General features: G+C 35.5%; 19 protein-coding genes. 6 read left to right on the top strand and 13 right to left on the bottom strand.

Annotated features, from left to right (window positions below):
* Positions 1-51: 51 nt before the first annotated feature.
* Positions 52-228: a hypothetical protein gene (locus E0W73_RS21370; protein WP_162847653.1), complete on the bottom strand. Its 177-nt coding sequence runs from the start codon at positions 226-228 to the stop codon at positions 52-54.
* Positions 229-598: 370 nt separating this feature from the next.
* Here E0W73_RS21370 and E0W73_RS03565 point away from each other — a divergent pair, with 370 nt between their 5' ends.
* Entirely contained in the window at positions 599-1,510 is a 912-nt protein-coding gene (locus E0W73_RS03565; protein WP_135220723.1) for a hypothetical protein, read from the top strand.
* A 302-nt stretch (positions 1,511-1,812) separates the two neighbouring features.
* Positions 1,813-2,235, top strand: a complete 423-nt coding sequence (locus E0W73_RS03560; protein ID WP_135220722.1) for a lipocalin family protein — start codon at positions 1,813-1,815, stop codon at positions 2,233-2,235.
* A gap of 70 nt (positions 2,236-2,305) precedes the next feature.
* Here E0W73_RS03560 and E0W73_RS03555 read toward each other — a convergent pair whose 3' ends face one another.
* Together E0W73_RS03555 and E0W73_RS03550 are read right to left on the bottom strand one after the other, a co-directional pair.
* Complete coding sequence (locus E0W73_RS03555; RefSeq protein WP_135220721.1) at positions 2,306-5,926, bottom strand: PAS domain S-box protein; 3,621 nt, start codon at positions 5,924-5,926, stop codon at positions 2,306-2,308.
* An 11-nt stretch (positions 5,927-5,937) separates the two neighbouring features.
* The gene (locus E0W73_RS03550) at positions 5,938-6,387 is read right to left on the bottom strand and encodes a response regulator (RefSeq protein ID WP_135220720.1); all 450 of its coding nucleotides are present in this window, start codon (positions 6,385-6,387) and stop codon (positions 5,938-5,940) included.
* A 519-nt stretch (positions 6,388-6,906) separates the two neighbouring features.
* Here E0W73_RS03550 and E0W73_RS03545 point away from each other — a divergent pair.
* Positions 6,907-8,349 carry a glycosyltransferase gene (locus E0W73_RS03545; protein ID WP_135220719.1) on the top strand — a complete coding sequence of 481 codons (1,443 nt, stop codon included), beginning with the start codon at positions 6,907-6,909 and terminating at the stop codon, positions 8,347-8,349.
* Between the two features lie 162 nt (positions 8,350-8,511).
* Here the strand turns inward: E0W73_RS03545 and E0W73_RS03540 are convergent, their stop codons facing one another.
* Together E0W73_RS03540 and E0W73_RS03535 are read right to left on the bottom strand one after the other, a co-directional pair.
* Positions 8,512-9,216 carry an AAA family ATPase gene (locus E0W73_RS03540; protein ID WP_135220718.1) on the bottom strand — a complete coding sequence of 235 codons (705 nt, stop codon included), beginning with the start codon at positions 9,214-9,216 and terminating at the stop codon, positions 8,512-8,514.
* Between the two features lie 65 nt (positions 9,217-9,281).
* Entirely contained in the window at positions 9,282-10,013 is a 732-nt protein-coding gene (locus E0W73_RS03535) for a YggS family pyridoxal phosphate-dependent enzyme (RefSeq protein WP_135220717.1), read from the bottom strand.
* A gap of 333 nt (positions 10,014-10,346) precedes the next feature.
* Between E0W73_RS03535 and E0W73_RS03530 the strand changes: the two genes are divergently transcribed.
* A complete protein-coding gene (locus E0W73_RS03530; RefSeq protein ID WP_135220716.1) occupies positions 10,347-10,610 on the top strand; it encodes a DUF2024 family protein in 264 nt (87 codons plus the stop codon).
* Positions 10,611-10,922: 312 nt separating this feature from the next.
* Here the strand turns inward: E0W73_RS03530 and pdxR are convergent, their stop codons facing one another.
* From pdxR to E0W73_RS03500, 6 genes are all read right to left on the bottom strand, one after another.
* Positions 10,923-12,335 carry a MocR-like pyridoxine biosynthesis transcription factor PdxR gene (pdxR, locus tag E0W73_RS03525; protein ID WP_135220715.1) on the bottom strand — a complete coding sequence of 471 codons (1,413 nt, stop codon included), beginning with the start codon at positions 12,333-12,335 and terminating at the stop codon, positions 10,923-10,925.
* An 87-nt stretch (positions 12,336-12,422) separates the two neighbouring features.
* On the bottom strand, positions 12,423-14,990 hold the full coding sequence (ligD, locus tag E0W73_RS03520) for a DNA ligase D (RefSeq protein WP_135220714.1): 2,568 nt from the start codon (positions 14,988-14,990) through the stop codon (positions 12,423-12,425).
* Positions 14,991-15,150: 160 nt separating this feature from the next.
* Positions 15,151-15,537, bottom strand: a complete 387-nt coding sequence (locus E0W73_RS03515) for a YidH family protein (protein ID WP_135220713.1) — start codon at positions 15,535-15,537, stop codon at positions 15,151-15,153.
* Positions 15,538-15,617: 80 nt separating this feature from the next.
* Complete coding sequence (locus E0W73_RS03510; RefSeq protein ID WP_135220712.1) at positions 15,618-15,824, bottom strand: YtxH domain-containing protein; 207 nt, start codon at positions 15,822-15,824, stop codon at positions 15,618-15,620.
* Positions 15,825-15,850: 26 nt separating this feature from the next.
* Complete coding sequence (locus E0W73_RS03505) at positions 15,851-16,180, bottom strand: hypothetical protein (RefSeq protein WP_135220711.1); 330 nt, start codon at positions 16,178-16,180, stop codon at positions 15,851-15,853.
* A 120-nt stretch (positions 16,181-16,300) separates the two neighbouring features.
* Positions 16,301-16,747 (bottom strand): response regulator, encoded by a 447-nt coding sequence (locus tag E0W73_RS03500; RefSeq protein ID WP_135220710.1) that lies wholly within the window; start codon positions 16,745-16,747, stop codon positions 16,301-16,303.
* A gap of 231 nt (positions 16,748-16,978) precedes the next feature.
* On the opposite strand from E0W73_RS03500, the gene E0W73_RS21640 reads away from it, so the two are divergent.
* A complete protein-coding gene (locus E0W73_RS21640; protein ID WP_262710877.1) occupies positions 16,979-17,110 on the top strand; it encodes a hypothetical protein in 132 nt (43 codons plus the stop codon).
* Positions 17,111-17,195: 85 nt separating this feature from the next.
* Here E0W73_RS21640 and E0W73_RS21365 read toward each other — a convergent pair whose 3' ends face one another.
* Both E0W73_RS21365 and ku read right to left on the bottom strand, forming a co-directional pair.
* Positions 17,196-17,351, bottom strand: a complete 156-nt coding sequence (locus E0W73_RS21365) for a hypothetical protein (RefSeq protein WP_162847652.1) — start codon at positions 17,349-17,351, stop codon at positions 17,196-17,198.
* Between the two features lie 104 nt (positions 17,352-17,455).
* Positions 17,456-18,232, bottom strand: coding sequence for a non-homologous end joining protein Ku (gene ku, locus E0W73_RS03495; protein ID WP_135220709.1), 777 nt, complete (start codon positions 18,230-18,232; stop codon positions 17,456-17,458).
* 290 nt (positions 18,233-18,522) lie between these two features.
* Between ku and E0W73_RS03490 the strand changes: the two genes are divergently transcribed.
* Complete coding sequence (locus tag E0W73_RS03490; protein ID WP_135220708.1) at positions 18,523-20,385, top strand: TonB-dependent receptor plug domain-containing protein; 1,863 nt, start codon at positions 18,523-18,525, stop codon at positions 20,383-20,385.
* Positions 20,386-20,491: the final 106 nt, after the last annotated feature.

The following is a 20,491-nucleotide window of genomic DNA, read 5'->3' as shown; positions in this document are numbered from 1 at the left end:
CTTACTTTCCCCGAAATTAATGATAATTTATATATTATCGTTTTATTTTATTTATTCATCTTCTGGAGGCGGTGGCGGTGGTGGAACAGTTCCATCTCCAGGACCGTCTGCATAATTTGGTACTGCTTCTTTTTTAATTTTTGCTGTCGAATCATCTTCGTCAGCGCTGCAAGAGAATAACATAGTTGTCAATAGGGTACAAGCTCCCCAAAAAAATATCTTTTTCATGTTGAAATTTTTTAGATTGTTTAAAGGCATGCCTGTCCAGAACTATTCTGAATCGTGTTTTTGCAATGCCATTTTTGGCGGGAAGTGAAGTATGTCAAACAGTAAGATTTTTGTTTATACTTCCCAGATAAACTCTGTCTTACGGTTTTCCATACTTTTTAAACAGACTAGTTTTGTACATTTGTTATTGACCTGCAGATCAAAGCGCTAACTAATTTTGTTGATGCAAACTTAGATCCGATTTAAGCCTGCATCGAGATGAAAGTCGGGAAAGTCGAATATGTTTTTGTAAAGTCGGAATAAGTAATGAGAAGTAATTAAAAGTCGAATAAAGTACTTTGTAAAAAGTTTTAAAAAGTCCGAAATGCCTATGCCAAACTATACTTTTGAAGATTATAAAAATGCTGTTAAGGCAAAATATGAGGAAGAAAAAAAAGGTGAATATTCAAATAATTTGAGTTCTCCAACTCCAGCCAATCTTAGAAATTTGTGTCAAAAAAGATTTAATGAAACCACCAAGGATAAGGACCTATCTATTTTTAACCATTTTTTTGATTTTCCATTTGATAAGGATAACAAAAACCTATATGGAAATTTGGAACTCAATAAATTAATAGCCGTAAATAGATTTTTTTTAGGGATAACAGACAAACCTTCCGAAAATACCGTCGAATTTTCTGCAATTTTAGTAGATTTTCGACCTAGACCTTTTATGCAATTTATGAATGGTGATGATTGTAATAAAGAAGATTTTAATGATGAGTTGAAGATTGATGTATGTGATAATAATAATGAAGAAGTTGCAATCCCAATAAATACTTTTTTGGAATCCAGTGCAGATAAAAATATAGACAATAGGGAAGGTCAGCAACGAATTAAAGAACAAGATAAAACATCCAAAAAACGGTTATACATTAAACTTACATTGGTTATATGTTTTATGAGTTTGATAATTTATTTTTTTTACCCACAAAAACAATGCATGCAATGGTCTGCAGATCATTACGAAAAGGTAGATTGTGATTTAAAAATTGAAGGTTTAATAGTTTCAAATCCAGTTGAAGTACTAGACCAAAGTCTCATAAATCTTAAGAAAATCAAAGTTTGTGATACAACGAATTGTTTTGATAAAAATGGGAACGCAATTGTTTGGTACGCTAAAACAGCAAACGGAATAGACTTTTTCAATGGTCATGGACGACATCCAGAGACAAATAGTCCGCTTCGCCCCGTCACAAAATATATTTTAGATAAATATGTAATAAAAGAAGACATGAAATAAATCAATTAATCGATTAGCAAAAAAAGGGAAATGATCTTGTATCATTTCCCTTTTTTGCTTCACTACCTTATTATTTTTAGTTCTCGAAGATTTTGATTCTCGAGTTATTTCAATTGCTACATTAATAATGTAAAAAAAGTTTTTACAATGGAGAAACTTCGATGTTACAAATAAAGGCTTAAGTTTTACATAATATATTGATGAAATTTATATAAATCATTTTTGAAATCATGAAAGGGTTTGTAGGTATATACTGGATAATTTAGCAGTATTAAAATAATACAAATTTAAAACAAATAGACATGAAAACTAGAAAGATATTATTAGTATTAGCCTTAAGCTTGGGAGTATTTGCAACATCATGCAGTAATGACGATAATGAAGGAGAAACAATTGTTCCTATCCAAGGAAAATACAATCTTCGTCAGACAGGAATAATCAATCCTATAAATGGACAAGAAGAATTAGTTAATGCACCACAAAACCAAGAAGGATGTCCTGGAGATTATCTGGATTTAAGATTGAGCAATACAGCAGTTATGGGTGATTATCAAGGTACTCAATGTACTTTAACAGAAACTACTGGTACTTATGTTAGATCTCATAATGATTTAACGATTACAGTTGGTAACGTTAGTACTACAAGTGATATCATGAACCTTACAAACAAGGAATTGAAGATTAAAAATAAAGTAACAGGTGTAATCACTGTTTACAGCAGATAGTTTATCGTTTAATCAAAACAAAAAACGGTGTCAGTTAAATTTGACACCGTTTTTTTTTTGCGCTTATTTTTTAAGCCGGAATGTAAATATCAAAAGAGGCGCCTTCGTTGAGCTCGCCTTTTGCGGTTATGATTCCGTTATGGTTTTCTACAATTTTTTTTACTATGGCCAATCCGATTCCGGTGCCTTTATATTGATCTCTTCCATGCAGTCGCTGAAAAACATCGAATATTTTTTTGCTGTAATGCGGTTCAAAACCTATTCCGTTATCGGTAACTGTAATATGACAGTAATTTTTAAGAACATTCAGCTTTTCATTTTTTAAGGATGAACCTTTCTCGATTTCACACGTAATTTTAATTACGGCTGGGACATCTGGTTTCGAAAATTTAAGCGAATTACTCACTAAATTGTAAAGCAACTGTCTGAACTGAAACGGAATAATATTTATTTCGCTACTCTGAGAACTTTCTATGACGGCATGTTTTTGTTCTAATTCTTCTTTAAGATCTTCTTTTACTTCATCGACGATTCTAGAGAAATCTGTTTTCTCAAAAACACGTTCCTTACTATTGGTTCTAGAATACGAAAGAAGATCATTAATCAGCGTCTGCATTCTCTGGGCGGCATTCTGCATGCGTCTGAATTTATCTTTTCCGTTATCCGAAAGATTTTCCCATTCTTTTTCGATAATCTGCGAAGCAAATGTTTGGATTTTTCGCAAAGGTTCCTGTAAATCATGACTTGAGATATAGGCAAACGACTGCAGCTCTTTGTTCATTTCTTCAAGCTCATTGTTTTTTTGCTCGAGCTCAAGCGAATTGAGTTGTAATTTATCGTCTGCTTTCTTTTTTTCGGTTAGATCGTGTGTCACTTTAGAAAAGCCAATAACTTCATTTTGCTTGTTATGAATTGCCGTAATGACGACGCTGGCCCAAAAATGCGTTCCATCTTTGCGAACACGCCAGCCCTGATGAACAGTCTTTCCTTTTTCGCGGGCCAATTGAAGCAATTTTTGCGGCAGGTTGTTTTTTTTGTCCTCCTCAGAATAAAAAATCGAAAAATATTTGCCGACAATTTCATCTGTTTTATAACCTTTTATTTTCTCAGCCCCTACATTCCAATTTTCGATTATTCCGTCATGGTTGAGGTACAAGATAGCATATTCCTGAATTTCCTCGACCATGAGATGATAGCGTTCCTCGCTTTTACGAAGTGATTCGTTTATACTGATCAATTCTCGTGTTCTTGCACTTACCTGTTGTTCTAGTTCATGGGTAAAGGCTTTTTCAGTATGAATGTCTGTAAAAGCACCTACCCATTTTACAATCTTATTTTCGACATCATAAACGGGTTCTCCAATAACAGTATGCCATCTGTAAACACCATCTTTTCTTCTGAATCTTACGTCTGATCGGTAAATTTCGCCTGTGGCTAAACTGTGTTCCCAGACTTTTGTGTTTTCATCTAGGTCGTCAGGGTGAATCATTTTTATCCACGCATCTTCTGTGCCGGGTTCAATTCCGGTGTATTCAAACCATTTTCCCGACGTAAATAATGCATTCCCTTTTTCATCGGTCTCCCAAATCAGCTGTGGTAGGCTTTCTGTCAGGGAACGGAATTTTTTCTCGCTTTCTTCTATTTGTTTTCTCGCTTCTACTTTTTCAGTAACGTCAATAAGCGTCATTTTGATGCCCGAAATAGAGTTGTCGCTTTCGTAAATCGGTGCATATTCAAAATCAACAAAAACATTATGACCAGCTTCGTAAGGCCCGATATGGAGAAGTGATTCAGATTCAGAATACGTTTCTCCAGAATTGTAAACTTTCGTTAATAGGCTGGCATATTTTTGTTGCTTGAGTTCGGGAAACAAATCAAATATCTTTTTTCCTTGAACTTCATTTTCGCTTTTCTTCCAAATATTACGCAACAAAGCCAAATTGGCCATTTCTATTACAAAATCTTTTCCTCGCAGAATTGCATTCGGAACCGGAGATTTCATAATAAGATCTCGCAGTTTTTTCTCGCTTTCCTCGATTTGTTGTTGATGAAATTTTTCTGCAGTAATATCTCTGATGGTACCGATTAATCTTTCAGGCTCATTATCTTCATCATAAAATACTTTTCCTTTTCCTTCCATCCAATGAATAGAGCCGTCGTTCCAGATTACGCGAGCTTCATAATTGAGAACGCCGGTACTTAAAGCATCTTTAAAAGCTTTATTTCTGATATGCATATCGTCAGGATGAAGGTGTTTTAGCAGTTCATCATGGGTAAGCTCAATATTTTCAGTATAACCTCCGATGATTTCTAAATATCGTTGCGAATAGCTTGGTTTTCTTGTTTTTACATCCAATTCCCATGTGCCTAGTTCGCTGGCTTCGAGGACAATTTTAAGTCGGTCTTCGTTTTGCTCTATTTTCTTGCGGCTTAGTACTTTTTCACTGACATCGGTAACCGTAACCAAAATTCCCGAAATGCTTCCGTTTTCTTCTTTGAATGGCTGGTACACGAAATCAAAATAAGAGATTTCCTGTTTGCCGTAACGATTTAACGGAACCGGAACTTCATTGCCCAGATAAGGGACACCAGTGCTAAGAACATTTTTAAGCAGTTCACTAACAGTTTCTTCGACCTCAGGAAGTGTTTCGAAAAGCGGACGACCCACAAAAGAATGTTCTTCTTTATCTACAATTTTAAGATAGTTTTCGTTTGCCATTTCGACCACATACTCTGGGCCGCGAAGTATCGTAATGCCTACGGGAGCTTGTTTTACAGTATTACGGAAACGTTTGTCGCTTTCTTCAATTTTTTTCTTGGCAATATTGAGGTCGGTCAAATCTACACCGGTATTCATTACCCCGTATATTTTTCCGTTTGTATCATAGAGAGGCGTAAAACTGTAGTTAAAGTAAAAAGTCTGCAGTTGGTTGTTTACAACTAAATCAAGAGGAGTATTTTGGGTGTGAAAAGATTGTCCAGTTTCAAAAACTGTAGCAACTTGTTCAAAAACAGATTGGTCTATTAGTTCTGGTAGTATTTCCTTGTATGTTTTTCCGATTACGTCTGGGCCTTTTCCCCAGACTTTTATAATCGATTCGTTGGCAAGTTCAATGCGCATTTCTTTTCCGGCATACACTGCAATCGGAAATGGGGCATTTTCTACCAGTTGTCTTATTTTTTGTTCGCTTTCTTCTAGTTTCGCGGCTATTTTCTTTTGAGTTGTTTCTACAGCAGTAGCTAAAATTCCGCCAACTGTGCCGTCTTCTTTTTTTATAGGGTTGTACGAAAAGTCAAAATAACATTCTTCGCATATTCCGTTTCTGTTTAATGTTATTCTGTAATCTTTTAAAGTTGATGCTTGGCCGCGCATTACTTCGTCAAACATGGGTTTTAGTGTATCCCAGATTTCAGAAAATGCGATTCCGGTATCAGCTCCCAAAGCATCTGGATGTTTAGATTCTTCAAGGATTGATAAAAGAGGATCATTGTAGAGCAATGTATATTTTTCGCCCCATGCAATATACGTAGCAGACCTATTGCTAAGCATCATTGCAGTCATTGTTTTTAAACTCGCCGGCCAATTTTCAGGATCACCCAAGGGAGTTCTGCTCCAGTCTTTTAAACGGAACAACTCACCCATTTTTCCGCCATCAGCTAGAAAATAATGTTCCTTTTTATTGTGGTTCATTTAAAATAAATTTAGGATTGCAGTACAAAAGAAGCTCTTGCAGGCTGTTTAAAGTTTTCTGCAGATGCTGTAGTTAAGGCATTTTCTATCACTTTTTTCAGTTTAGAAAAATCGCCTGGTTTTCGTATATAATAAGAGGCACCCTTTTTAAATAATGTTTCCACAATTTCGCTATCAAGCGAAGTAGAAAAGATGATTATGGGAACTTCGGCCAGTCCTTTATTTTGTTTGATTTCAGAGATACATTCCAAGCCGTTCTTGCGTGGCATATTCAAATCTAAGAAAAGAACATCGGGAAGGTTGTCTGGCGCATTTTTTTCTAGATAATTCATCAGCTGGACACCGTCATGAACCATAAAAAGTCTGGCTTGTACAGATGTTTCTTCGAGAGCTTCTTTGAAAAAATCGCAATCGTCTACATCATCATCGGCTAATAATATGTTGAAAGTGAATTGGTTCATTGGTTAGATAATATATTTTATTTTTTTTATGTATGCTAAGATAACACTAATTTTAACAGTTTTAATCACTTGTATGACTAATAATTTAGACTGTACCTTTAATATTAGTACTTTTTTTACAAAATTAGTTTTTTTGTTTTTAAAAATTTAATTTCTATTCAAAAAGCACTTTTTATAACGCTCTTATTACAATTTTTTTCAGGATGCTGCGTTATAATAAAAAGCTTCCACAAGCTTTAAAAATTATCTCTTTTGTCAAGAAAAAGTTAGTTCTCTTTTTCATACTTACGACATCAAAAAAAACACATTTTCTGTTTACCTCGGGGTACAAGTGTAAAAAAATTACACACCTTGATTTATCTGTTTTTGGGTTAAAAGCCTAAAAATCAGGAAAAAGTGATAATGGCACATCGCTTGTTTATTGGCATTACATCAATTTGTTTTTCGGATTTCCCTAATCAATAAATCCAGAAAACGAGAATTTTAAAAGCCATAGTACAAACTAACAGACATACAAGCATGGAAAGCGAAACAATTATCTCAGACCAATTTTATACAGCAAAAAGTGCCGTTCGCACAGATTCTTTAACCAATAAAATTTTTAATTCTCAGAGTAACTCATATTCGACATTTGTACATAGACCAGCCAGCACACTTGGGCTTTCTATCGTGATAGGAACATTTGTCTTAATGATAGCAGGAGCTTTTTCTGTATATCATTTGCAGGAAGATTTTGAAGCCTTTCAACTCGAAAGAATCAATTCTTCATGGGGGTTTCCGTTTTTAATAATTGCCACGCTTTTGTTTTTTTATCAGACAGCGGTGTTTTTATATAATTCTTATCTTTTTCTTGGTTATAAAGCGATTCCGTCGGTTTCAGACGATTTGCTGCCAACTTGTACCGTAATTGTTCCCGCTTATAACGAAGGAAAATTAGTGTACAATACTTTATTGAGTCTTGCAGAAAGTGATTATCCTGCTCATAAAATTCAGCTTTTGGCTATTGATGACGGAAGTAAAGATGATACTTGGTACTGGATGCAGGAAGCAAAAAAGAAATTAGGAGATCGAGTAACCATCTTTCAACAGCCTAAAAATCAAGGAAAACGTCATGCATTGTACCGCGGCTTTAACCTAGGAACGGGAGACATCTTTGTAACAGTAGACAGTGATTCTATTGTGAAAAAAGATACATTGAGAAACTTGGTGAGTCCGTTTGTGGTAAATGAAAAATGTGGTGCCGTGGCCGGAAACGTACAGGTGCTGAACAATGAAAAAGCAATTTTGCCAAAAATGCTGAACGTAAGTTTTGTAATGAGTTTTGAGTTCATGCGTTCTGCTGAAAGTAGAGTAGGTTCTGTTTTATGTACGCCTGGTGCTTTGGCAGCATACAGAAAAGATGCGGTGTTTAACTGTCTTCCAGAGTGGATCAATCAGACTTTTATGGGGCAACCGTCAGATATTGGAGAAGACCGCGCCATGACCAACATGATTTTAAAACAAGGATTGCATGTATTGTTTCAGCGTAATGCGGTAGTATTGACCAATGTTCCTGAAGATTATAAAGGGCTTTATAAAATGTTTATCAGATGGAGCAGAAGTAATGTGCGTGAAAATCTAGCTATGGCTAAGTTTGTTTTCAAAAACTTTAGAAAAGAGTCAAAATTAGGAGCTAGACTGTTGTTTTTAAATCAGTTTTTCAAGATTGCAATGACGTATCCGTTCCTGTTGTTTATGTTCTTTTTTATTGCAGTGCATCCTGCTTTATTTTTGAGCTCAACATTTTTAGGAATTTTGATTCTCTCGACCTTTTCTATGGTATTTTATGCTAAAAGATACAACCTATCAGAATCTTTCTGGGCATACTCTTACAGTGTTTTTTATACCTTCAGTTTATTCTGGATTGCACCGTATGCAATAGCAACGGCAAGCAAAAGAGGATGGCTTACTAGAGGTCTTTAAATATAACGGAATATTAAAATATATTCCTTCCCCGAGTGAATATCTTTCTTTTTTTAAGAAGAACAGCTGCAAATAATTTTTGCAGCTGTTTTTGTTTTTTAGTAACTCCTTGGTGAATGTGATAGATTGAAAAAAAAAATTTCCTTCAATTTTTTCTAACAGTTATTCAGATTCAAGTTTTGCAATAATCTGTTTTTTCATTGTGGTATGAATGTAATCTAACACTTCGGCATACGAAATTCCATAACGGCGTTCTATATTTTGAAAATGCATCGGAAACTGCCCTAAAATTTTGTCGTAATAAACGTCAAGCTGTTCTGATGAAGGCAAATCGTATTTTAAGCGAAGCTGGAATCTTCTAAGAAGTGCGCTGTCGATTATTTCGTAATGATTCGTAGAACAAATCAACAAGCTGTCTGAAGGAAAATAGTCAAACAATTGGATAATCGTGTTGACTAGACGACGCATTTCGGCTACATCTTTGTCTTCACTGTCACGGCTTTTTCCGATTTGGTCAAATTCGTCCAGAAATAAAACCGCTTTCTCCCGAATTGCTTTGTCGAAGACGGCTTTTAAGTTTTTGGATGTTTCGCCAATTCGAGCATCGATAATAGTGCTGAGGTTGACAATTACGATTTTTTTCTGAAGTTTCTGTGCAATCGCTTTTGCAGTGGTCGTTTTGCCACAGCCAGAACTTCCGTGGAGTAAAATCTTGTTGTCGGCTTTCAGATTGTATTTTTGAAGTTCATGAATGTATTGATGTTCCTTAATGATTTGCACCAGAGCATTTTTGTTTTCATCACTGAAAAATAAATCTTCCAAGGCAATTTTTTCTGTATCGATTAAGGTAAGATCATGTAAGTTCATTTCTTGATTTTTGATGCAAAAATAGGCTTTATTCAATATATTTTGGTTTGGAACTCAGTAATTGATTATTCTGCCAGATTTTCATTCCAGATTTCTTTTCCCAAAAAACGATTTCCGAAGATTGAAGTTCCGATTCGGACCATATTAGAACCTTCTTCAATAGCCATTTCGAGATCCTGCGACATTCCCATCGAAAGTTTTAAATCGGTAACAGAATCGATCTTGGCGGCATAGATTTCATCGCGAATTGTTTTAAGAAGCCGTAAAGACGGACGCATCTTTTCTTTTTCGACATCTAAAAGTCCAATCGTCATTAAGCCTTTAATGTTTAAAGTTTCATAGTCTTTTAGGGTATGAATGAAATTCAAAACGTTTTCTGGTGCCAATCCGAATTTGCTTTCTTCATACGAAGTATTGACCTGTACAAAAACATCCAGCTTTCTCTTTTGGTGTACAAGTTGTTTATGCAATTCATCGGCAAGGCTTAACCTGTCCAACGACTGTATGCAGCTCGCATACTTCAGGACGTCTTTTACCTTATTAGTTTGAAGATGCCCTATAAAATGTCGTTCAATTGGCAATCGTCCTAAAATATCGTTTTTATCTCGCAATTCCTGCATTTTGTTTTCGCCGATTAATGTTTCCCCGGCTTCAATCGCGATTCTAATTTTAGCTGCCGGAACGGTTTTCGTAGCCAATAAAAGCTGCACATCGTCAGGATTTCGCCCCGAAGCTTTGCAGGCATTTTCGATCCGCTGATGCACCTTTAGTAAATTAAAAATGATTTCATTTTTCATATCGCAAATTTAAGCTTAATCTGGATTGTAGTTTTAATCCAGTTTGTTCTATTTGAAGTAGTCCAGTTGTTCTTTTGAAAAACGGGTCTTTCTAAAATAGCCCAGACAGGAACGGCATCCTTTTTCTGCCTTCTTTAGGCAGAAAAAGATATAGTGGATGGCTGGAAACAGCTCCAAATGATTATCATAAATACCAGACTTTTGGTGGACCAGTATTTTCTAAAAAATGCAGAAACTGGATGATTTTCAATTTTTAAATCCGATGTAAATTTGTAGTGTAAAACAATAAAACTTAGTCACTCAGTGACTTAGAAACTTAGAAACTAAAAGAAGATGAAAATAGCAGTTTGGGATACTTATGTAACCCGCAAAGACGGAAAAATAATGCACTTTGATATTTTGGTTGATGAAAATTTGAATGATGCCGAACAAGTGTATGAGTATGGTAAAAAATACCTAAAAAGCGTTGCGCAGGAAGGACAGGCTTTGTCTTCTAAAGAATGCCGTTTTTGTCATATTGACAAAGCGCCGATTGAGGTTGAAAACCAGATTCGAGAAAATGGATTTTCTATAATTGAAATGGAAAATTGTAACTGATGGAACGCGGATGAAATAGATTTGCTTTCGCATAGAGACGGATAAAACTTAACCCGTTGGGTGTAATAAAAAAATAAAAGCATTTTAACACATAGAAGCATAGTTTTTTGTGCCGAAAAAAGAAAATGGAACAAACAAGTTTCCACAAATAGCTAAACTATGTGCATTTACACTAGTGAAACGCCTTTTTTAAGTTTAGTTAAACTATGTTTCTATGTGTTGAAAATAATTTCACCCAACGAGTTAAAACTTATTTTAAAACAACGTTTTTTGCGAAAGCAAATCGTTTATACTGCTTGTAAATTTAGAACTTTACAAAAGTTTAGAAAGCGCTTTAATGCCGTCTTCCATCTGTTTTTCTGAAAGAGAAGCATAACCTAGACGAAAACCTTGGACGGTTTTGTTATAACTGAATTTCTCAGGACTTATAAGCTGAATTCCCTGAGATTTCAGTTTTTCATGAATTTGCAAAACATTGACTTCAGAATTGGGAACAATCCAAAAAGCTAGTCCGCCTTCGGGTTTTGTGAACGTGATTTTGTCGTGAAGGTACTGATTTAAAAGGTTTTCGAAATGGTCTCTTTTGCTTTTATAAATCAAGTTGGCTTTTTTGAGATGACGTTTGATTTTTCCTTCATTGATGAGGTTTAAGACCGCTTCTTCCATAATATTGTCTCCCTGAACATCAATTATTTTTCGGTGTTGCGCTATTTTCTGAATGTTTTCTGAAGAAGTTGCCAAATAACCGATTCTTAATGCAGGTGCCACAATTTTACTAAAGGTTCCGATGTAAATATAATTTTGAAGTCCTGAAAAGCTAGAAACTGGCAGTACAGGACGTTGTCCGAAATGAAATTCGTTGTCGTAATCGTCTTCAATTATGGTAAATCCGAAATGATTGGAAAGTTCAATAAGCCTGATTCTTTTTTTCAAAGACAAAGTAACCGTAGTCGGAAACTGATGGTGCGGGGTAACATAAACGGCTTTTATGTTGTGATGCTTTTGAAGGTATTCTTCGATTTGAGTAATATCCAAGCCGTCAGATTGAACATCGACAGGAAGTAATTCGGCTCCAGCATTTTCAAAAGCTTCCCAGGCGGGCTTGTATCCTGGATTTTCAATCAAAACCGCGTCTCCAGTTTTTAGCACACAATGCGCGGCCAGATACATTGCCATTTGGCTGCCTCGCGTGATGCAAATCTGGTTTTGCGAAATACTCATACCTCGTTTAAAGTTAAGCATCTGAGCAATAGATTTTCTGAATTCTGCGTTGCCGAGTTCGCTGCTGTATCCCATAATCTGCCAGCGCGATTTTCGGCTGAAAATTTCTCTATAAGCTCTTGCCAGATCGCCCATAGGAGCAAGGCGGCTGTCGGGAAATCCGTCATCAAAAACCAAATGCGGAACTGATATTTCCGTGGTATTTTCTGCTAGTTCCTTTTTTATTTTTTTAGGAATAATTTCGGGAACAGTATCTGTTACAAAAGTTCCTTTTCGGTCAATCGTAAGCAGCCATCCTTCTGCGGTCAGTACATCGAGCGCTTCTATAATCGTATTGCGGTTTACATTCAATAATCCCGCTAGCTGCCTGCTTCCTGGAAGTGCGTTTCCGCCAGCGAGTTTTCCGATTTTTATAGCGTCGATAACGGCATCAGCAATTTGAAGGTACAATGCTTTATCTGATTTTTTGTCTAACTGAATTTCTAGTGGCCAAGGTCGTAACATTCGAATTCTTTTCTATTACTGTAAGTCAAATTTACGGTTTTTTAGATAGTGGAATATAGAATATAGAACTTAACAGATTTGCGACTCTTATGTTTTGATTGTATGATTTTCCAGTTTATGGATAATGCTTTTAATATTGGCGCCTTTTCCTAAAACTGGTTTCCATAAATCGCCCTTTTCTTCAAAACGTTTTAATACATTTTTGATGGTAAATTGCGACGGATGCAGTTTTTTGTTTACTTCGTCCCATTCAAGCGGAGTAGAGACACTTGCACCAGGCACAGGTCTTACAGAATAGGGCGATGCCAAGGTCTGACCTCGTCTGTTTTGAAGATAATCTATGTATAATTTGTTGTTTCTTTTTTTGATGGAACGTTCCAGAGTAGTCGTGTCAGGAAGTCTTGACTGTACTTCTCTGGCGATCAGTTCGCCGAGGATTTTTACAGAATCATAATCATATGCAGCGCCGAGCGGAATATATACATGTAGGCCCGTTGCCCCTGAGGTTTTACAATAGCAGGCAGTTTCGAGCTCATCCATCACGTTTTTTACAGTGAGCGCAGTTTCCACCACTTCTTCAAAATTATTATTTGCCGGATCTAAGTCTAAAACCAGCCAATCTGGATTTTCTAAATGTTTGATAGTCGAATTCCACGGATTCATTTCAATGCATCCCAAGTTTGCCATGTACAAAAGGGTCTGTTTGTTATTGCAGATCAGGTAATTTAGATATTCCTGATTCGAGTCTGAATACACTTTTTCTGTTTTGAGCCACGAAGGAACTTTTTCGAGTGCTATATCTTTTTGGTAAAAGCTCTGGCCGTTAATTCCGTTCGGAAAACGATTCAGCGATTGCGGACGGTTTTTGAGGTAAGGAAGAATAAGTTCTGAAACAGCATCGTAATACTCAATAATTTCACCTTTTGTAATGCCGCTTTCAGGAAAATAAATCTTGTTCTGATTGGTAAGATGCAAGGTCGTTTTTCCGATTTTTAAATCGAAATCACTTTCCGCTTTTGTTTTTTTTGCGGTCGAAACTTTCTTTTCTTTTTTCTCTTCTGTTTTCATATTCGGAAATTTAACTTCGGTTGGTTTTTTATCGATTCGTAGACCCAGATAAACGGGATGTCGCAGGTGATGGTCTTGTGTCCACTCAGAAAATTTGACTTGGCAGACCAGTTTTGGTTTTACCCATTGAATAACATCTCGCAGTCCTGTTTTCTCTGAGAGCGGACTTGCATCTGTAAATTGCGGTTCGAGTTTTTGGTAAAGTTCTTTTAAGGTTTCTTCATTAAAACCTGTACCGCATTTTCCAATAAATTTTAATTTTTTATTATCGTATTGTCCCAATAGAATTGCACCAAAATAGTTGCGTGATTTTTTAGGCTCAGTAATGCCGATTATAATTGCTTCTTCCTGTTGGTTTATCTTGATTTTAAGCCAATCAGAGCTTCGTTTTCCAGCATGGTAAACCGCAGTCGCTTTTTTTGCAATTATGCCTTCATTTTGTTTTTCTCCTGCCTTTTTATACAAATCCAATCCTTTTTCTGCCCAATGTTCGGAGAAATAAACATTCGTCAGTTCTTGTTTTTGCAATAACATTTGCAGCAGTTCTTTTCGTTCGAGCAATGATAAGCTCATGGTGCTGTTTCCGTCCAGATACAAAAGGTCAAAAACGTAGTATTTTAAAGTTCCTTTGCCAGTTTTGAGATAATTCTGCAATAATTGAAAATTTGTTTTTCCTTTGGAATCTTCTACAACAACTTCGCCGTCTAAAACTGCTGTATGATTTATTTTCTCCAATTCGCTAGCTATTGGGCCAAAGCTTTTGTTGAATGAAATTTTATTTCTGCTCCAGAGTTCTGTATTTTCTGGATTAATGACAGCAATGGCGCGGTATCCGTCAAATTTATTCTCGAAAATCCATTCAGGGTCATCAAAGGGCTTGGTGGTGGTATCGGCCAGCATAGGTTTTATAAAAATGGCTTTTTGAGCAGAGGAATTTTCATCTGTACCTTTTTTCTGTTTTGCTTTTGGTTGCGAAAGTTTTGAATCTTTTTTGAGTAGTTCTTTTTCCAAAGCTTCTGCTTTTTTCTCCATCGATTCTAGAGTGACATTCGAAATAACCGATTTGTTTTTTTTCAGAATATCGGTTTCAGAGGCAAATTTGTCGTTTTTTTTAATCAGCAACCACGCATTTTCCTGTTTGCCTTTTAGTTTCACAAGCGAAAATTCTCCTTTAAGTTTCTGGCCGTTTAGCACAAAACTCATTCGTCCTTTTTCAAGTTCGCTTTTCAGGGTTTTTTCAGGGTTTGCATTTTCATCAGTAGATTGATAAGTGCCGTTATCCCAAACGATGACATTTCCAGCACCATAATTTCCTTTTGGAATTGAGCCTTCAAAATCTTTATAATCATAGGGATGATCTTCGACCATCATAGCCAAACGTTTATCATCTGGATTCATTGATGGTCCTTTGGGAACGGCCCAGCTCTTTAAAACACCATCTAATTCAAGCCTAAAATCATAATGAAGATGTGATGCGGCATGCTTCTGCACCACAAAAATCAATTTGTCTTTAGATTTTCCAAGCTTTCCTTTTGGTTCTTTGGTTTGCTTAAAGTCTCTTTTCTGATTGTATTTAGAAAGCGCCATAACTGATATGTTTTCAAATTAATTTCTCAATAGAATTTTTCTTTTGAATGATTCTATCACTGTAAATTTACTTTCAATATTTATCCGATTATTACAGGATAAAAAAATAGGATTGCATAATTTACAGATAATTATTTTGATTATCAGTTTATTATGGATTTTATTTGACTGCCGCGGCTACTAAGTAAGCAATCAGTAAGATACTGATCATGAAAATCATCATGGTAATAAAAGTCAGCATTGCAGTCGAATACTGATAACGTCCTTCTTTTAAAAGCTGTACGGTTTTGCGGTATCTTAAAAAAGACAGCAGAATAGTTAAGGCTCCAGTAATAAGCAAGCCAATTCCGAGATAAACGGTAAAGTTGCTATCCGGTGCAACTGTTTCGGCTATGTATTTTGCTGGAAGCTGTTTTATGAATAATGAAAATTTTACTGCAACAAAGCCAAAAACCATGATACCGATGCCGGTTCTTATCCAAGAAAGAAGCGTTCTTTCGTTAGATAATAATTCGTTCATGATTTCTTCGTCGTTGTTCGGTTTCATTTAATTGATTTTTAGGTAGTAATGAAAAAAAATCCACTGAAAGCATAATTTTCAGTGGATTTTTTTCGGGTAAAAGTTTCTTAAGCCGTAGCTGCATCATTAGCGTTGTCAGCTGTTTTTGAAGTCAAGTCCGAAAGCTTGTCTTTTAATTTATTGATACAGTCTGATTTCATATCAGCGATTTTGTTTCTTAAATCTTCACCTTTTTCTGGTGCATATAATACTCCAAGAGCGGCTCCTATTGCAAATCCTCCTAAAAGGGCACATATTGTTTCTGTACTTCTCATGATTTTAAAATTTAAATTAGTAATAATTAATCCACTACAAATTCAGGATCTGCAGTTTTCTTATCGTCTTTGTAAAAAGGTTTTTCCTCCTCATTATCCAAGTTATAACTGTCGTAAGGATTATGATCGTCGTGTGTCGAATAGGGCGTATTGTCTTCGGCCAGATTCAAGCCGCTTTCAATAATTTCTTCATCAAATTCGCTTTCGACGGCATTCCTGTAATTTGTATCAGGATTGTCTCCTGATGTAAATTCCTGGTCCAAAGCCTCATTTTCGTGTGCTGTATCTATATGGTCAGGAGTACACTGGTAATTGATATCATTTTCTCTGAAATCGTTCATCAAATCTTTTTTCATAGCTCAAAAGTTTTAAGTTAAATGATGTCATACAAAATTTGTCAATCTCGAGTAGAATATTTTACAGAATTCAATTTAAAACTTATAATATTTTAAAAATCAGATTTTTGCTCATTTATCTTAAACGGTAAGCATAAAAGTTTCTTTATTAAGGTTGGCCGTATGAAATTGCCAATTTACCGTAACTACTTTTTGCAACACCCTTTTTAATTCGTTAAAATTGTTAGGCTTTTTGATGTAAATGTTGGCTCCGAGAATAAAGGCGTTGTCAATATCTTCTGTGCTCGACGAGGTAGAGTAAATCGCGACAGATAAGTTTTTAAGTTTTTCATCGGCGCGAATTTCTTTCAAACAGTCTATTCCATTTTTTCTAGGCATATTTAAATCTAAAAAGACAATTGAAGGAAGCGTAGTGTCAGGACTGTGAAGATAATCCATTAATTCCTGACCATCATTAAGCATTTTTAATTTATACCGCAGTGAAGTGCTTTCAAATGCTTCAGAAAAAAACAAACGGTCATCTGGATCATCATCAGCTAAAAGAATTTGTATAATATTATCAGCCATTTTTAGTAAAAATTTTGATTAAACAAGTTAATTATTCAGGTGTATGGATTAACCATACAAAAATTGCATCTTTTATATTTAATTGGGTTATACGATTTGCGTCATTTCTTACATTATTATAACATCATACAGAATCTGCAATAAAATCTTATAATATTGAAAGAGAATATTGTAATGATTTATAAGTTGAAAATCACAACTTTACAATGTTAATTTTAAATAAAAAACATTATGGAAACTTCAAGAAAAGATTCGAAATCTGGAATGAAAGATTCTGGAAAAACTCAAAAATCAACATCTGGTTCTCGAGGAAAAAGCGATAATGCAAAATCAACAGATTCTAAAAGCAGAACTGCACATTAATTGATTTTGGTTTAAGAAACACAAATCATAATAAAAGCGTGCTGTCTATTTATAAACAGCACGCCTTTACTTTTAACGTACCAAATCAAATCTTTTTTTCTTTAGCGGCAATTAAGGCCGCTTTATTTGCTTTTTCCTGCTCTTTCAATCTGTAATCTTCATCATCACAATGTTCAGAACAAGAAGTGGTTAGCGTAATAGTTAATACTATTAATGGAAAAATTTTAAGAACTTTTTTCATGAATTGTCTGGGGTTAAAGTTATTTATGAGTAAATATATTGTCAGACAGCATGCGGTTTTTACATAATAAAGTGCGGTTGTTATATAATTTCAACATCAACATATTAAGAAGATTTCTTTTTCTTGTTTTCAAGGCTGGCTTTTAGCATCGACATCAAGTCATCGTTTTGTTTGTGTACAACTTTCATTTTCGGCTTGGCCACCTTTTTGCCTTTGGCCTTGTCTTTTATGATTTTCAATAATTTAGCAGTGTATTCATCTTTATAATTAGAAATGTCAAAAGGCTCTGTAAGCTGGTCAATTAGTTTGTCGGCCATTTCCATTTCCTTGGCTTTCGTTTTAGAAACTGCCGGAAGTTTGAGTTCAGATGTATCTCTGATTTCTTCTTCAAAACGAATACGGTTTAGAACAATGACATTCTTGTAAGGTTTAAGAATAGCCAATGCTTCTTTATTTCGTAAAACAAAACTTGTAATTCCGACTTTTTCTGCAGAGGCCATTGCATCTCTCAAAAGAGCATAAGCATTTGCGGCGCCTTTATCGGGTTCCAGATAGTAAGGTTGCTCATAGTATAAGGAGTCGATTTCTTTTTCGAAAGTAAAATTCTGAATATCAATTGTCTTTGTTTTTTCTGCATCGGCAGCTTCAAAATCTTCGTCTTCTAGAATTACATATTTGTCTTCAATTCTGTAGCCCTTTACGATATCGCCGTAAGCGACTTCTTTTCCGGTGCTTTCGTTTACGCGTTTAAATTTTATGTTCGAATGATCTTTTTTATCCAGCATATCCATATCTAAACTGCTGTCCTGAACCGCAGAAAACAGTTTTACCGGAATGTTGATAAGGCCAAAACTTATTGATCCTGTCCAGATTGCTCTCATAATTAAATATTTTTATAATAGAGCCTTAAATTAACTTTTATGTTTGAATTTGATTTACAATCAACTGGCTCAATTTTATAAAATGCCAATGTACAAATACTGAAGAGCAAGAAGCGAAGCGAACAACCAAATGTGGGAGTAATCGTTAATTATCGGTTTTGAATGTGGTGAGCTAATTGATTATTTATGAATTGTTTACTCTTCATAAGATGAAATTTATTTGACTTACTCCAACCGAATTTATTGCTTTATTGAATATGTACACTACTTTTGGCAAAAAATTAAAAAAAATGACAAAAGTTTATCTTGCTGTACTGGGTCTGATCAGCGCGGCTTTAAACGCTCAGGCACAAAATGATTCTATCATCAATATTAACGAAGTTATTATTCAGGATAATCGTTTCAGTACTCCGATTTCAAAGAAAAACCGAAATATATACGTTATTGATAAAACCGTAATCGAAAAACTTCCGGGACGTTCTATTCAAGAGGTGCTGCAATATGCCAATGGAGTAGACATCCGTCAAAGGGGACCGTTTGGCACTCAGGCAGATGTGAGCATAGACGGCGGCAGTTTTGAACAGACAGTTGTTCTTCTCAACGGAACCAAAATCATCGATCCGCAGACGGCTCATAACATGCTCAATATCCCGATTCCGGTCGAGGTAATAGAACGAATTGAAATTATCCGTGGGCCGGCCGCTTTTATTTATGGCGTAAACAGTCTTACGGGAGCTATCAATATTATAACTAAAAAGCCAACAGAATCGGGTGTTTTGGTAAGTTCGTACGCTGGTTCGAATTTTGAGAAAGATTCGCAAGATACAGGAGATACTTTTTTTGGAACCGGGATTCAGCTTGGAGCTGTTTTAAGCAAAGAAAAACACCAGCATTCAATTTTCGCTTCGCACGATAAAAGCAACGGATATCGCTACAATACGGCGTTCGAGAATAATAAGATTTTCTATCAGGGAAATGTGCAGCTTAACAATTCTAACGAAATTTTAAGTTCTTTTGGTTATATCAACAATGGTTTTGGAGCAAACGGATTTTATGCCGCTCCAGGAGATATAAACTCGAGCGAGGTGATCCAGACCACTTTTGCCAATCTTCAGTCTAGACATGCGATTACCGAGAACTGGAAAATCATGCCTAGAGTAAGTTACCGATACAATTATGACGATTATCGCTATTACGGAATCGCAAATTTAAATGCCGGCAGAAGTCAGCATTACACCAATTCTATTGCAGCAGAACTGAATTCGACGGTCAAACTTTCTAAAGGCGAAATTGGTTTTGGAGCCGAATTTAGAAATGAGGATATCCATTCTTCAAACATTGGTGATCACGATCGCAACAACGTCGGAATTTATGCAGAATACCGAACAAATTTCTTCGAAAGATTGAGCGTGAATTTAGGGACTTATCTTAATTACAATTCAGATTATAAATGGCAGATTTATCCGGGAATTGATGCGAGTTATGTCATTACCGATGAATTTAAAATTGTTGGAAACGTGGGTACAAGCCAGCGAATTCCGTCGTTTACAGATTTGTATTTAAGACAGACCGGAAATATCGGTAATCCCGATTTAGATTCTGAAAATGCCTTTCAGAGTGAAATTGGATTTAAATTCAACAAAAGAAAATTAACTTTCAATGCCAATTATTTCTACAGAAAAATAACCAACTACATCGACTGGACGAGAATGGTTACGACAGTGCCGTGGCAGAGTCAGAACACAGGAGATTTAAGTACAAACGGCTTAAATCTTCGAAGCACTTACCGAATTGATTTCGCTGCAGATTCCCGACTGAATATTGTTTTAGGTTATTCTTATCTTGATGCCGAGTTTAAAAATTCAAGAACTGAAACGTATTCAAAATACCTGATTTCGTCATTAAAACATCAATTGACCAATACAATCGATTACCAATACAAAAAATTCTCTGTATTGTTTGCAACCCGTTTTAACGAAAGAGTCACAGGACCTTCTTACTGGATAAATGATTTCAGGATAAGCCAGTCTATAAAAAAGTTTACAGTCTTTGCAGATGCTCAAAACATATTCAATACTACTTATTTTGAAGTTGGTGCGGTGCCATTGCCTTCAAGATGGTTTAGTTTGGGGGTGAAATTTGCGAGTTTCTAACGAAAAATAAAATGTAAATAGGCTAAAGGTATTCAGTTTTTTGAATACCTTTTTTTGTTTAAAAATTTGTTTTTTTAACACTTACGGTTCTTAAAAAACGAATTTT

Source organism: Flavobacterium foetidum, from assembly GCF_004634245.1.
GTDB classification, from domain to species: Bacteria; Bacteroidota; Bacteroidia; order Flavobacteriales; family Flavobacteriaceae; genus Flavobacterium; species Flavobacterium foetidum.
This window is presented reverse-complemented; position numbering and strand designations above follow the sequence as displayed.

Bases quoted from the DNA above. Each gene is read 5' to 3' on its own strand.
- ku (WP_135220709.1), bottom strand. From the start codon at position 18,232: ATGAGAGCAATCTGGACAGGATCAATAAGTTTTGGCCTTATCAACATT.
- E0W73_RS03530 (WP_135220716.1), top strand. From the start codon at position 10,347: ATGAAAATAGCAGTTTGGGATACTTATGTAACCCGCAAAGACGGAAAA.
- E0W73_RS21370 (WP_162847653.1), bottom strand. From the start codon at position 228: ATGAAAAAGATATTTTTTTGGGGAGCTTGTACCCTATTGACAACTATG.
- E0W73_RS03560 (WP_135220722.1), top strand. From the start codon at position 1,813: ATGAAAACTAGAAAGATATTATTAGTATTAGCCTTAAGCTTGGGAGTA.
- E0W73_RS03505 (WP_135220711.1), bottom strand. From the start codon at position 16,180: ATGAAAAAAGATTTGATGAACGATTTCAGAGAAAATGATATCAATTAC.
- E0W73_RS03540 (WP_135220718.1), bottom strand. From the start codon at position 9,216: ATGAACTTACATGATCTTACCTTAATCGATACAGAAAAAATTGCCTTG.
- pdxR (WP_135220715.1), bottom strand. From the start codon at position 12,335: ATGTTACGACCTTGGCCACTAGAAATTCAGTTAGACAAAAAATCAGAT.
- E0W73_RS03535 (WP_135220717.1), bottom strand. From the start codon at position 10,013: ATGAAAAATGAAATCATTTTTAATTTACTAAAGGTGCATCAGCGGATC.
- E0W73_RS03555 (WP_135220721.1), bottom strand. From the start codon at position 5,926: ATGAACCACAATAAAAAGGAACATTATTTTCTAGCTGATGGCGGAAAA.
- E0W73_RS03490 (WP_135220708.1), top strand. From the start codon at position 18,523: ATGACAAAAGTTTATCTTGCTGTACTGGGTCTGATCAGCGCGGCTTTA.
- E0W73_RS21640 (WP_262710877.1), top strand. From the start codon at position 16,979: ATGGAAACTTCAAGAAAAGATTCGAAATCTGGAATGAAAGATTCTGGA.
- E0W73_RS03545 (WP_135220719.1), top strand. From the start codon at position 6,907: ATGGAAAGCGAAACAATTATCTCAGACCAATTTTATACAGCAAAAAGT.
- E0W73_RS03550 (WP_135220720.1), bottom strand. From the start codon at position 6,387: ATGAACCAATTCACTTTCAACATATTATTAGCCGATGATGATGTAGAC.
- ligD (WP_135220714.1), bottom strand. From the start codon at position 14,990: ATGGCGCTTTCTAAATACAATCAGAAAAGAGACTTTAAGCAAACCAAA.
- E0W73_RS03510 (WP_135220712.1), bottom strand. From the start codon at position 15,824: ATGAGAAGTACAGAAACAATATGTGCCCTTTTAGGAGGATTTGCAATA.
- E0W73_RS03500 (WP_135220710.1), bottom strand. From the start codon at position 16,747: ATGGCTGATAATATTATACAAATTCTTTTAGCTGATGATGATCCAGAT.
- E0W73_RS21365 (WP_162847652.1), bottom strand. From the start codon at position 17,351: ATGAAAAAAGTTCTTAAAATTTTTCCATTAATAGTATTAACTATTACG.
- E0W73_RS03565 (WP_135220723.1), top strand. From the start codon at position 599: ATGCCAAACTATACTTTTGAAGATTATAAAAATGCTGTTAAGGCAAAA.
- E0W73_RS03515 (WP_135220713.1), bottom strand. From the start codon at position 15,537: ATGAAACCGAACAACGACGAAGAAATCATGAACGAATTATTATCTAAC.